We start from the raw sequence: 12338 nt of genomic DNA on the forward strand, positions 1-12338 counted from the left end.
TATGGCTACAACAATAATGTCGATAAGACTCTTGCTGTTAGAAGTATTCTCGTTCAGCCTATTATAAACGCATTTGCTAAAATAAAATCAGAGTTTTAGATATGGATGAAATTTCTCTATACATACATTGGCCATATTGCGTCAGCAAGTGCATATATTGTGATTTCAATAGCTATTCTTTTTCAAGCATAGACTATGCATCAATGGAGCTCGCATACATAAAAGAGATGGAGTATGCCGCCTCTATTTCTGGCCAGCGCAGGCTTCGGACGCTCTTTTTTGGTGGAGGAACGCCGTCTCTTATGCCGCCATATCTTGTCCATAATATCTTGAAGAAAGCTAAGAATCTTTGGTCGCCAGCCCATACTCCCATAGAAATAACACTAGAGTGCAATCCAGAATCAACAAACGAACAAAAACTCATAGATTATAAAAATGCGGGCGTAACAAGAATATCCATTGGAGTTCAGTCGATGCGAGATGAAATCTTGAAATTTATGGGAAGAATTCACTCAGTAGGAAGCGCCATAGACGCAGTAGCATGCGCGAAAGGCATTTTCGATAACGTATCTATAGACATGATCTATGCTCACCACTTCCACAAAGCTCCCTCTTGTTGGACTGATGAGTTAAGTAAAGCTATAGAGACTCTTAGAGTGCCTCATATGTCGCTGTATCAGATATCATACCCGAAAGGAACCAAGATATTTCGACAGTTGCAAGAGGGGAAGTTCATGCCCCTAGATGAAAATGAAGTAGCGGATTTATATCGTTCTACAGACATCGTAACCGAACGTTTTGGTCTTCAAAGATATGAAGTTTCTAATTACTCCATGCCAGGTTATGAGAGCGAACACAACAAATCTTATTGGGAATATAGAGACTACATAGGGATCGGGCCAGGAGCACACGGCAGGATATCTATTAGCGAACCCAATAACAAATTCAGACGAAAATTTGCCTTCCAGGCGCACCTTAATGTAGAAAAATGGAAAAGATCTATCCGATCAATCGGACACGGCTATGAGACAATAACACCGCTCTCAGAAGAGCAACTGTTCTGCGAAATGTTGATGATGGGGCTTCGGATGAGAGAAGGTATTTCTACGAAAAAGATTGATGAATTTTTAAAACAAACTACTCCTCGCGAAAGCTCAAGCGAAAAATTCTCAGAATTTTGGAGCAAAGTTGAGGCTTTACATAGACGAGGCATAATTTCTATGTATGACCACAGAGAACATAAGCAAAATCTAAGAGTATCGCCAAATAGTTCGCTCCTTATAGATGAAATCGCAAGCTTCCTAATCTTCTAAAAGTAGCGACTCTCAGATCGCCATGCGCCTCATAGTAACTAGTTTGTAAGCGTTTATCTTAATTTTGACACCAAAGAGTTTTTTATCCAAGATTTAATTAGATTGAACATATTTATTCAAATGAACATAAATGGACAAAAACGTGAAATACAGAATTCACCTTTCTCCGCCTCATCTTTCTGGAACTGAGACCGAAATGGTAGCGCGCGCCATGGAAAGTGGCTATATCGCACCATTGGGTCCGTTTGTTGATGAGTTTGAAGAAAAATTTTGCAAATACACAGGGTATCCATATGCGCTTGCAGTTTCAAGCGGAACAGCAGCTCTTCATCTAGCACTACTAGCATCCGGAGTTTCACGCGGAGATATTGTGTTTTCTCCAAGCATGACATTCATCGGCGGAGTGTCTCCTGTGTATTTTTGCAGTGCGAAAGCATGGTTCTTTGACTCTGATGAATCGTGGACAATTGATGTAAATTTAGTAAAAGAAAAGCTTTTTGCAGTTGAAAAATCTGGCGCTGATAAGCCAAAAGCTATAATTGCAACCGATATTTATGGAATGGCATGCGACTATGAGGCTCTTTGCCAAATTGAAAAAGATTTTGGTGTTAACGTTATAGTTGATGCCGCAGAATCGCTCGGGGCATCTGATAGATATGGAAAGAGAAACTCACCAAAAACGGCTTTCTATTCGTTCAACGGAAATAAAATCATTACAACGTCTTCAGGTGGTATGCTCGCTAGTCATGATAAAAATCTGATTGACTACGCAAAGCACTTGTCGAGGCAAGCTCGAGAGCCCTATCCATATTATCAGCACAACACCATAGGACATAACTATCGGATGAGCAATATTCTTGCAGCGATAGGAATAGCCCAACTCAGCGACATAGAAGCCCGCATCGAACGCAAGAAGACCATATTCCAGCGCTATAAAAATGCTCTCGGCACAATTCCTGGAGTAGAGTTTATGCCATGCGGAGTATATGGAGAGTCTAATTACTGGCTCTCTGTCATCATTTTAAACAGTGAAAGTAGAATAAGCCCTGAGTTTTTACGAGTTACTTTAGAAGAAAAAGGAATAGAAACAAGGCCAGTGTGGAAACCCATGCATCTTCAGCCAGTATTCTCAGGCGCCAAATTTTTCAGCAAATTTGAGCTTGGCGCCAATCCGCCAATTTGTGAAATAGCATTTGAAAGAGGGCTATGCCTCCCGTCCGGATGCGGACTCTCAGAAGCCGAACAAGAATTCGTAATATCCAGCATACAAAAAGCTCTATACAAATAAACGTCAGAAGAACTCGGCAAGAAGAGCGCAGGGCACCCTTCAAGTTGCTAAGACTTCAATTTTCCACCAGAATGTTCGTCTATACCGTTTACATGATTGAGACTCCAATGAAAAAAATAAGAGGAAACCAAGTTAGGCCAGGAAATGTTATTTTGCTAGATGGAAAGCTTTTCGTAGTAACGAAAGCCCAACACACGCAGCCAGGAAAAGGCGGCGCGTATATGCAAGTGGAGCTAAAAGGAGTGAAAGATGGCTTGAAGAGACGCGATAGATTTCAATCATCTGCAGAGATAGAGCAAGCCTTCATAGAAGAGGTCACCCTTCAGTTTCTTTATATGGACCAAGGCAAAGTCGTTCTTATGAATAAAGAGACATTCGATCAAGTGTCTATCGACGTCGATTGCCTAAGCGCCTCTTCGGATTTTTTAAAAGACGACATGGAAGTGGTGGTGGGGTTTTACGATGGAGAAGCAATATCAGCGTCTCTGCCATCTCAAGTTGTTCTAGAGGTAACCCAGGCAGACCCTGTGACAAAGGGGCAGACGGCCGCATCTTCATATAAACCAGCTCAACTTGAAAATGGTATGCGCGTTATGGTCCCCCCTCACATAGTTGAAGGCGATAAAGTTGTTGTGAGTACCGCAGAATGCGAATATTTGGAAAGGTTCAAGGGATAGCGCTCAAAGGATAATAGGAAACGCCTAATCCACGGAAAAATGTGTCTCAGTCTGCGTCTTGTTAGCGACTGGGGCAAAACCCGGCCGCAGCTTAGTCCTTGTCGGAACTGAAAAGTTCCTCAGTGACCTGAGCCCGCAGCTTTTTCCAATATTTTACATGTAAATCCGTCCTTACAGTCACTGTGTATTCAGGTTTGCTCTGCAAATTCACAAATTGCTATCTAAGCATACGTAGTCCGGTCAATATCCTAAAATTTCTTTTGTTCCAGAAAAAATTGGCTAGCCTCCTGACCGCCCCAACTGAAAAAACACTCTTAAAATCACAGAGCTCAAGATTCTCAAAAACACCTTGTACAATAAATTCTACTTGCGCCAGCCGCCCGAGAGTTTATACATCTCTAATATTCGGCGCTTTTATCTCAAAAAAATATGCCCGCCCACGCAGGAACAGAGAAATTTTTTCATGCTCCTGTTATTATCTGTTATCACTTAAACTTATTGTCTTTTCTTATAGATTGTTTTATCATATGGGCTGCGCAGTTAGCCTACTCTTTAGAAAGGTCAAACTCTGTTTGTTTATGCTCACCTTCTCCGTCAGAAGAAAAGCTTTCAGCAACAACTCCATCATCAAGACAATTAGACGAAGCAGCCACAGACACTATAGACTCGCCGTCATCAAGTTTAAACAGCTTGACACCCTGAGTATATCTGGCAGTGATACGAATATCCTTAACGGGACACCGCAGCAACTGCCCTTTATCGGTCAGAAGAATAATGTCGTCATCTGCAAGAACTGGAAGAACATCAACAAGCTCTCCCGTTTTTTTGTTTATACTCATAGAAGAAACGCCCTGCCCACCGCGACCGCTGCTTCTATATGCATACGAAAGCGTCCTCTTACCAAACCCTTTGCTGCTGACGCTTAATATCATCTGCTCGCTCTCAGTCATAGCCAACTCAACATCTGGGTTAAGGTCATAGTCTGACGCCCCCCCATCTCCCGAAGCCGCCTGGTCAGACACAGTCTCAATTCCATTTTCACCATCAGAGCCTTCGCCTGGTAACGCGTCCTCTCTATCACAACAAGAAGACTCTTTGACAACTCTCTTCATGTATTTCTCTCGCTCTTCATGAGAAAAACCAACCGTCTTCAAAATACTCATAGCGACAACCTCGTCGCCATCCTGAAGTTTTATGCCGCGAACCCCTATAGACGTCCTTCCAGAAAACCTACGAAGTAACTTTGATGAAAACCGGATACTTTTCCCCAGCTTTGTTGATAAAAGAACATCGCTATCATCATCAGCTAAAGCCACAGATATAAGCCTCTCGCCATCAGATAACTTCATTGCTATCTTGCCATTAGACCTTATAGACAGAAAGTCGCGCAGAGAATTTTTACGCACATAACCGCTGGATGTTGAGAAAATTATGTCAGCTCCTTGATTCCCGATACGCCCAGAGCTTTCTTCCGAAGAGCCTTCACTTTCTAGATCTAAGTCATCGTCACTTTCATCGCGCTCTCCGCAAGGCGCACAGCTAATCTCTTCACGCTCAATACATTCGCTTACAGCTATATCTTTCGGTAGCTGCAAAAGTGTAGAAATTGTCTCCCCTTTCTCAACAGGGATAAGAGATACTATCGGCTTTCCTAGAGATGTCGGAGAACAACACGGCAACTCGTGAACCATCATCTGATAGGCTTTGCCAAAAGATGAGAAAAACAACAGAGTCGTATGTGTATCAGTGATGAAAACCTGCTCAACAACATCTTCATCTCGAGTGCTCATGGCGCTCCTTCCGCGGCCTCCACGCTTCTGGCTTCTATATACGCTCAACGGTACACGCTTTATGTATCCGCGAACGCTAACCGTCACGACCATCTCTTCTAGCTGGATAAGAGACAGATCGTTCCCGCCAACCGCTCCATCGTCATCGACAATTTTGCTTTTTCTAGGAGAAGAAAGCGTCGTTTTCACATAAACCAGCTCTTCCTTTATCAGGCTAAACACTTTCTCTGGCGAAGCTAACAAAGCAATATAGCCGCTTATATCGTCACAGAGCTTTTTAAGATCAGAGAAAAGCTTTTCCCTCTCCATTCCAGTAAGCCTTTGTAATCTCAAAGCCAATATGGCTTTGGCCTGTTCTTCCGAAAGGTGATACCCCGTATCATGTAGATCTGAATCATCGCAAAAAACACTACGGCCAGCTGAAGAATCAAGAAGACGAAGGTATGCAGAAATCACATCGTCTATTGGCCATTTCCTTTCCATAAGCTTTTTGAGAGCGTCAGCAGGATCAGTCGCTCCCTTAATCATGGCTATAACCTCATCAATGCTCGATATAGCAACTGCAAGCCCAGCAATTACGCTAGCCTGCGATCTCGCTTTATTCAAAAAGAATTTTGTACGCCTTGTTACAACCTCTACCCGAAACTCTATAAATGCCCGAAGTATTTCTAAAATCCCCATCTGGGACGGCCGCCCATTATGAAGAGCAAGAATATTAGCATTGAAAGATATCTGGAGAGGGGTCGATGCGTATAGTTTGTTTAAAACTACTTCAGGCGTAGCGTCTCGCCGAAGCTCTATCACAACGCGAACACCATTCCTATCAGACTCATCACGTATGTCAGATATGCCATCAAGCTCTTTGTTATTAACAAGGTCTGCTATGCGTTCCACCATACTCGCTTTATTCACTTGGTATGGTATTTCAGTCACTATTATCGCATATCGATCTTTTTTGAATTCTTCTATGTCGGTTTTTGAGCGAATTACAAAAGTGCCTCTGCCGGTTGTGTATGCATTAATGATCCCCTTCCTACCGTATATCGTTCCTCCAGTACAAAAATCTGGCCCTTTTATGTATTGCATAACGCCATCCACAGACAGATCCGGGTTATCTATAAGAGCACAGCAACCATCTATCACTTCCCCAAGATTATGCGTTGGGATATTAGTAGCCATACCGACAGCAATTCCACTAGCTCCGTTCACAATGATATTTGGAAATGCCGCAGGAAGGACCGTTGGCATCGTCAAAGTTTCGTCATAGTTTGGCTGAAAGTCAACGGTATCTCTGTCATAGTCTTCAAGCAAAAAATGCGCCGCTCGCGATAAACGCGCCTCTGTATACCTCATAGCCGCGGCTTTGTCCCCGTCCATAGAGCCAAAATTACCATGCCCATCGATAAGCATAACCGACATGGAAAAATGCTGCGCCATACGAACCATCGCATCATAAATAGCGTCATTGCCATGTGGGTGATACTTCGCGATCACCTGCCCAACAATTCTTGCAGATTTTTTATACGGCTTGTTATAGTCAAACCCATCCTCAATCATTGCATAAAGTATGCGCCTATGGACCGGCTTCAAACCGTCACGTACATCAGGAAGAGCTCTGCTCACAATAACGCTCATAGCATAATCCAGATACGATCGCTTAAGCTCATCCTCAATAGGAACTGTAATTATGTCAGGCTGAAAGATGTCAATGCTCTTCATATAATCTCATGATAAAAATAAAAACCGCGTATACAAAACGCCCATCAAAGCGCCTCTCCATGCGCTCATCGATGCGTCCACTAAAAAGGTATCTCGTCATCAAACACGTCTTGAGCAGAAGCTGCAGGAGGAGCGAATGGTTGCTTTTCGTCTTTAACTCCGTCGACAGGACCGCCGCCAGGACGATCAAGTATCGTGATCTCTCCCTTATATCTTATAACAATCTCTTTTATTTTGTTTTCTGTACCTTCGAGATCCTTCCACTTTCGCGTATGAAGCTGTCCCTCGACATAAATCCTACTTCCTTTTTTCAAAAATTTCTCGCAAACGTCACAAAAATGCGCATTAAACACCACAACCCTATGCCACTCTGTCCTTTCCTTATACTCTCCGCTGTCTCTATCCTTCCACTGCTCAGACGTCGCAACAGACAACGTCACAACCTTGCCACCACCTTCGGGAGCAAATCGCACCTCTGGGTCTCTCCCCAAATTCCCAACAAGTATCACTTTATTAACGCTCGCCATAGCTAAAAACTCGTAACCCCGCATAATTCACGATGATACTCTAGACAATAAAAAAAATCAAAGGCTTGGTAATTTACACCGTATAATTACAATCGCCTCAACACAAAAGATGCCCGTAAAACACCAGTAAAAATGACTCTCCATCCACTTTATGATAGTATTGATGGAGCCAGCCCCGTATAACCGCGATTTTCATGGATAAACATTTAGTGTCTGCCATAGCCCAGTGCGAAGACAATCACTGGTTTTTTATCGCTCGCAGGAAAATAATAAAAAAAATAATTGCTTCCACAGTAAACATCGATAAAAATGCGAAAATGTTAGAAATTGGATGCGGGACTGGTGGAAATCTAAAAATGCTGTCAAGTTTTGCCTCCCTAAACGCGCTAGAGTTTGATGATTTTGCTCGCGAATATGCAGTTAAGAGAAACGTATGCCCGGTATTAAAAGGTAAGCTGCTTCCGTATAAGGATTCTGAATGTGTCGAAAAGTTTGACGTAATTTGCATGTTTGATGTTTTGGAGCACATAGACGACGATGACTCCGCCGTAAATGATCTGCGCAGTATGCTTTCTCCTGGAGGCTTTTTGATAGCGACAGTTCCCTCATACCAGTTTTTATGGAGCTATCACGATATAGCTAATAACCATAAGCGCCGATACACAAAAAAATCTCTCACTAGCCTGTTTAGCAATGATAAATGGGAAATTAAATTTACTAGTTATTTCAATTTTTTCTTATTTCCAGCATTCTTTCTGGTCAGATTCATTGGAAATATATCAGGTAAAAAGCAAAGCGACGACACAAAAATGCCGCCACAACTGTTGAACCGAGCCCTACTCTCCGTGTTTTCTATAGAGGCTTCGATTATGCCAAAAATAACTTTCCCATTCGGGTCCTCATTGATACTCACAGCAAAGAAAAAATAGTATAATTACTTCGTTGATTTATCAGAAAAATCCGATTCTAAGCTTGCAATTGTTACATAAACGTACTTTTTGCAAAATTCTTTCAGATTTTTCCCTATCTTATTGCAAATCGTATTGGCAGCATTTTTTTCTTCAGGCGCGCCGCAAGACGAATAATTCCAAAAAAGCCTCAAAACAGGCAGACTACTAAAAACGTTGAATCTTCTAGCAAAATCTTCTGCTTTTCCATCAAACCCTTGCTTGGCCATAGCCATGTTAACCACTCTATCGATTACAACACCATCCGAAGAAGAGCCTTCTAGTTTCCACGTTTCAACCATCTCTTCAGCTATTGCTTTTGTCGCAGACTCTCTGCATTTTTCATAAAAATTATCGACAAACTTAGATATTGCGCCAGAATGAAAAATAGCGAGCTTTATGGCTTTCTTGAAAAGCTTCCCAATCCCTTTTGGAGATACTTTTGTGTCAGCGGAAACTTCCATACAACTAACTTGCTTCTTAAGCTCTTTTCCATAAATTCTAAGATACAGCGCAACGATTGCAGGTTTGACGACATCTTCATCCACACAAGGCATTTTCTCAATAACGTTTCGCAAACGGACGCACTCTTTTGCGATGACCTCTTTTTGGCGCCCTCCCTCAGGAAAAAAATTTTTTATATTTGACTCAATCTCGCCCCACTCTTTGTTCGTAAAATACACAGCCTCAGCGCGATTGAAAGTTATAATAGCTAGAACCGCCGCTAGCAAAAATTTCTTTGTCCACATCATGTGCGTTCTGATAAAATCTATTTATGCCCCAAAGTTCTTTATAATCTCTCTTCTTCTATTTTTCGTGAAATCGCGATTTTTCATCCATAATCAGCAGCGCCGCTAAAATTCTAAAATCTAGAGCATGCCGGAACCGTTGTGCCGCTGGGGACAACAGTTCTGGGTAGCACAACTGCGTTTGCGCCAATGACGCAGAAATCCCCAACAATCGCCCCTCCCAGAACTTTAGCTCCGGGACAAACGTGGCTTCCTTTCCCTATACATGCATCGTGGCACACAGCAGACCCTATGTTTATGAGAGAGAAGTCTCCTATACGAGCAGCTGCGTCAATCACAGCAGATTGAAAGACAGTAGCGCCAGCTCCTACGCTACTTAGCTCACTGACAACAGCAGACCTAGCAACGACGGATACCCATCGCTTTTCGCCAAATTTTTTAGCCAAGTCATATCTTCTAGAAAGCTGATCAGGGGTCACTCCGCCGACGCCCATCACAAGAGGCACGGACGAATCGATCCACAACCTGTCCTCAGGGATTCTAGGCAAACCAAAAAACTCCATTACAAAACTGTCTATAAAACCGCAACACAAATACCCTCGCGATAAAACAGCATCATAAACCGATTTAGCGTTCCCTCCGGCTCCATATATCGCAACAGAAGAACTCGAAACCTTTTCCATGCCCTAGCCTTTAATAGCTTCCCTCTGAGCACTAAATATGCTTTTGCATCCTTCAAACGATATATTTATCATTTCCGTCAATTGCGCACTGCTTACTATGCTTTTTTCACCTGTAATTTGAGCCTCAACAATTCCGCCAGAAGAGACAAGAACAAAGTTTCCGTCAGCATCTGCTTGACTGTCCTCGTCATAATTCATATCTAAAAGCAATTCTCCATTCAACATACCGCAGGATATAGCCGCGACTTGCTCTACAATCGGATTTCTAGAAAACGAATCCCTGTGTTTTTTTATCGCAAGAGCGAGAGCAACATATCCTCCTGATATCGAAGCAGTCCTGGTTCCTCCATCTGCCTGTATAACGTCGCAGTCTATTTTTACCTGCATCTCGCCAAGAGCGGAGAGGTCCATGCACGCCCTCAGCGACCGTCCTATAAGGCGCTGTATTTCATGAGTCCTGCCAGACTGCTTTCCCTTTGAAGCCTCTCGGTCCATTCGAGAATGCGTCGCCCTTGGGAGCATACCGTATTCCGCAGTCACCCAGCCGCTTTGTCTGCCCCTCAAAAACATAGGCACCTTATTATCAAGCGACGCAGTACAGATCACATGAGTGTTTCCAACCTTTATCAAGCATGACCCCTCAGCATACCGCGAAACGTTAGGAACGATAACGATTTGCCTGTGCTCCATATTACCTCTGTTTGCAGCGCGCATATTCCTTTCTCCTGGCGACAACACACGGACAATCACGATACAATATAACGTATATGCGAAGATAATAATAGTCTAATTCTTAATAATACCCATAAAACATAAAGTCTCTCCTTCCAAAAAGATAAAATTTTTTAAAGTGTTAATTAGAATTTAAGTAAAATTTTTGATATAAAACTCGCGCGCGCGTTAATATCATATTCTCAGCTTCATCAAAAATTTAAACAATTTTAAACACTTAGCACGTTTGAAGTTTATGCATTTTGGCATAGACCATCGGCGGCGCTCAAAACCTATATGAGATTATAGAAACAGCCTAATGGTTCAATTACGACTTCTATACAGCGCCTTTTGCTTTAAAAGATATGACTATTATCGAAAATAAACACAGTTCCAAAAGAGTATAATTGGTGGTATAATGGGCCAATTGGTTGAGAATTTTGGTTGTTTGATGGCTTTGAAGTTGCGTCTTGCTCGCCGCGGAACCACTAACCGCCCTTTTTATTGGATAGTTGTTGCAGATGCTCGCTCTCCTAGGGATGGGAAATTTAAAGAAAATATTGGAACTTACAATCCTCTTTTAGACAAAGATAGTTGCGATAAGGTTGTGCTTAATGAGGAGAGGGCAAGGTATTGGCTTGCTCGAGGTGCGCAGCCGACAGATCGCGTACGCTTGTTTCTTGCTAATATAGGTGCGTTGCCTAAGCATGCCATAAAAGTTACTCCGAAGAAGTCTGCGCCTAAGAAAAGGGCTTTGGAAAGGGCTGCGTCTGCTAAGGTCAGCGCCTAACTCGTTCGTGTGTTTGGATTTGGTTATGATTAACGTAGTTGTTACGAAAAAAGCTTCTGACTATATATTGAAGCTGTTCGGCATGAGAGATCGGCTCCCTTTGGGAGTAAAGGTTTGGCTCAAATCCGAAGGGTGTTCCGGGTTTGTTTATGCTATGGATTATATTGATGAGAGCGATAACGTTAGTGGGCTTACGGCAGTACAGACAGAGTTTGGAATTGTCCTGTTTTTCAATAGTTGTGAGAAGGATATGATGGACGGACTCCAGGTCGATTATAGGGACAGCATTCTTGATCCAGGATTTGTGTTTAGTAATCCCAATGAGAAAGGTCGCTGTTCCTGCGGAAAATCGTTTGGTATATGACAGAAACTCCCAGCAGTCTTATACCTCTATATCTCTCGGAGAAGTTGCTGCATTAGCAGGTCTAGTCGTTTGAATATTATCTAATTATAAATTAGAGTTATTATTTCGAATTTTTAAATGTTTGCATAGAAAACCTATGCACCCAAAGATCCGCGCCGCTGGGAATTAACTTAAAAAAGCAACTTTTTTGCTCAAATAAATAAATCAACACAGCAACATAATAGCATCTCCACCTCTTCATTCTTGCCAACAAGCCCACATCTTGTGGCAAAACCAATTACATCCCCATACACAGCAACTCAAAACACAACCTGCTCATCCTTAAACTACATCTATAACAGACCTAAATAAATCTAAAGTGAAGCCTATGTTTAAATAGAAAAAAGAAAGTATTACGATGTAATAACGGACACTGCCGACACCGCCACCAATACACTCATCACATTCACGATTCACAAACCCCTCCGCACATACGCCTGCTGGTTACTATAATTGCGCCTACAACAACCACATAGGAATATGGGCGCCGAAGAACGGAAAGACGCATCAAATTTAAAGCGCTTTTTCCACCGACCGCACCGATACACATATTAACATGCCTATGCCGAAAGCCACCATAGCGAATAGGTATGGAACCAATATAGCACGAAACTAATATAACGGACGAGGAATAAGCACCACGCAGTCACACTAAAATCTACCATATCATTCCTGTGCCCAAGATATAGAAAACGTTCAGAATAGAAAAAGTTTAAAGTTTGAGTTTGCCATTCCTGGAAA

General features: G+C 42.4%; 13 protein-coding genes. 6 read left to right on the plus strand and 7 right to left on the minus strand.

All coding sequences use genetic code 11. The annotated features are described in order from the left end of the window. The first annotated feature begins 101 nt into the window (after window positions 1-101). The 3 genes from hemW to efp all read left to right on the plus strand — a co-directional run bounded on the left by hemW (window position 102) and on the right by efp (window position 3278). Complete coding sequence (hemW, locus tag HYD_RS01650) at window positions 102-1313, plus strand: radical SAM family heme chaperone HemW (RefSeq protein ID WP_236865696.1); 1212 nt, start codon at window positions 102-104, stop codon at window positions 1311-1313. A gap of 130 nt (window positions 1314-1443) precedes the next feature. Further along, entirely contained in the window at window positions 1444-2601 is a 1158-nt protein-coding gene (locus tag HYD_RS01655; RefSeq protein WP_236865698.1) for a DegT/DnrJ/EryC1/StrS family aminotransferase, read from the plus strand. A gap of 107 nt (window positions 2602-2708) precedes the next feature. Then, entirely contained in the window at window positions 2709-3278 is a 570-nt protein-coding gene (gene efp / locus HYD_RS01660; RefSeq protein ID WP_236865700.1) for an elongation factor P, read from the plus strand. Between the two features lie 545 nt (window positions 3279-3823). Here the strand turns inward: efp and gyrA are convergent. Then, entirely contained in the window at window positions 3824-6787 is a 2964-nt protein-coding gene (gene gyrA, locus HYD_RS01665) for a DNA topoisomerase (ATP-hydrolyzing) subunit A (protein WP_236865702.1), read from the minus strand. Between the two features lie 80 nt (window positions 6788-6867). Beyond that, the gene (gene ssb, locus HYD_RS01670; protein ID WP_236865704.1) at window positions 6868-7314 is read right to left on the minus strand and encodes a single-stranded DNA-binding protein; all 447 of its coding nucleotides are present in this window, start codon (window positions 7312-7314) and stop codon (window positions 6868-6870) included. A 194-nt stretch (window positions 7315-7508) separates the two neighbouring features. Between ssb and HYD_RS01675 the strand changes: the two genes are divergently transcribed. Continuing rightward, entirely contained in the window at window positions 7509-8243 is a 735-nt protein-coding gene (locus tag HYD_RS01675) for a class I SAM-dependent methyltransferase (RefSeq protein WP_236865706.1), read from the plus strand. 5 nt (window positions 8244-8248) lie between these two features. Here HYD_RS01675 and HYD_RS01680 read toward each other — a convergent pair whose 3' ends face one another. The 3 genes from HYD_RS01680 to rph all read right to left on the minus strand — a co-directional run bounded on the left by HYD_RS01680 (window position 8249) and on the right by rph (window position 10407). Further along, window positions 8249-9013: a hypothetical protein gene (locus tag HYD_RS01680; RefSeq protein WP_236865707.1), complete on the minus strand. Its 765-nt coding sequence runs from the start codon at window positions 9011-9013 to the stop codon at window positions 8249-8251. Window positions 9014-9123: 110 nt separating this feature from the next. Continuing rightward, complete coding sequence (locus tag HYD_RS01685; protein ID WP_236865708.1) at window positions 9124-9693, minus strand: PglD-related sugar-binding protein; 570 nt, start codon at window positions 9691-9693, stop codon at window positions 9124-9126. Window positions 9694-9696: 3 nt separating this feature from the next. Further along, window positions 9697-10407 carry a ribonuclease PH gene (gene rph / locus HYD_RS01690; protein WP_236865709.1) on the minus strand — a complete coding sequence of 237 codons (711 nt, stop codon included), beginning with the start codon at window positions 10405-10407 and terminating at the stop codon, window positions 9697-9699. A 448-nt stretch (window positions 10408-10855) separates the two neighbouring features. Here rph and rpsP point away from each other — a divergent pair, with 448 nt between their 5' ends. Beyond that, entirely contained in the window at window positions 10856-11194 is a 339-nt protein-coding gene (gene rpsP, locus HYD_RS01695) for a 30S ribosomal protein S16 (RefSeq protein WP_236865801.1), read from the plus strand. Window positions 11195-11219: 25 nt separating this feature from the next. Further along, window positions 11220-11558 carry a HesB/IscA family protein gene (locus tag HYD_RS01700; protein ID WP_236865710.1) on the plus strand — a complete coding sequence of 113 codons (339 nt, stop codon included), beginning with the start codon at window positions 11220-11222 and terminating at the stop codon, window positions 11556-11558. Between the two features lie 321 nt (window positions 11559-11879). On the opposite strand, the gene HYD_RS03800 is transcribed toward HYD_RS01700, so the two are convergent. Beyond that, complete coding sequence (locus HYD_RS03800; RefSeq protein ID WP_272876447.1) at window positions 11880-12014, minus strand: hypothetical protein; 135 nt, start codon at window positions 12012-12014, stop codon at window positions 11880-11882. After that, a complete protein-coding gene (locus tag HYD_RS01705; protein WP_236865711.1) occupies window positions 12004-12147 on the minus strand; it encodes a hypothetical protein in 144 nt (47 codons plus the stop codon). Before HYD_RS01705 ends, HYD_RS03800 begins: the two co-directional genes overlap by 11 nt. Window positions 12148-12338: the final 191 nt, after the last annotated feature.

Source organism: Candidatus Hydrogenosomobacter endosymbioticus (genome assembly GCF_021654655.1).
Classification (GTDB): Bacteria; Pseudomonadota; Alphaproteobacteria; order Holosporales; family GW7; genus Hydrogenosomobacter; species Hydrogenosomobacter endosymbioticus.

What these genes read in the sequence shown, in the direction of transcription:
- hemW (WP_236865696.1), top strand. Translation starts at nt 102, where the DNA reads ATGGATGAAATTTCTCTATACATACATTGGCCATATTGCGTCAGCAAG.
- HYD_RS01655 (WP_236865698.1), top strand. Translation starts at nt 1,444, where the DNA reads ATGGACAAAAACGTGAAATACAGAATTCACCTTTCTCCGCCTCATCTT.
- efp (WP_236865700.1), top strand. Translation starts at nt 2,709, where the DNA reads ATGAAAAAAATAAGAGGAAACCAAGTTAGGCCAGGAAATGTTATTTTG.
- gyrA (WP_236865702.1), bottom strand. Translation starts at nt 6,787, where the DNA reads ATGAAGAGCATTGACATCTTTCAGCCTGACATAATTACAGTTCCTATT.
- ssb (WP_236865704.1), bottom strand. Translation starts at nt 7,314, where the DNA reads ATGGCGAGCGTTAATAAAGTGATACTTGTTGGGAATTTGGGGAGAGAC.
- HYD_RS01675 (WP_236865706.1), top strand. Translation starts at nt 7,509, where the DNA reads ATGGATAAACATTTAGTGTCTGCCATAGCCCAGTGCGAAGACAATCAC.
- HYD_RS01680 (WP_236865707.1), bottom strand. Translation starts at nt 9,013, where the DNA reads ATGATGTGGACAAAGAAATTTTTGCTAGCGGCGGTTCTAGCTATTATA.
- HYD_RS01685 (WP_236865708.1), bottom strand. Translation starts at nt 9,693, where the DNA reads ATGGAAAAGGTTTCGAGTTCTTCTGTTGCGATATATGGAGCCGGAGGG.
- rph (WP_236865709.1), bottom strand. Translation starts at nt 10,407, where the DNA reads ATGCGCGCTGCAAACAGAGGTAATATGGAGCACAGGCAAATCGTTATC.
- rpsP (WP_236865801.1), top strand. Translation starts at nt 10,856, where the DNA reads ATGGCTTTGAAGTTGCGTCTTGCTCGCCGCGGAACCACTAACCGCCCT.
- HYD_RS01700 (WP_236865710.1), top strand. Translation starts at nt 11,220, where the DNA reads ATGATTAACGTAGTTGTTACGAAAAAAGCTTCTGACTATATATTGAAG.
- HYD_RS01705 (WP_236865711.1), bottom strand. Translation starts at nt 12,147, where the DNA reads ATGTGTATCGGTGCGGTCGGTGGAAAAAGCGCTTTAAATTTGATGCGT.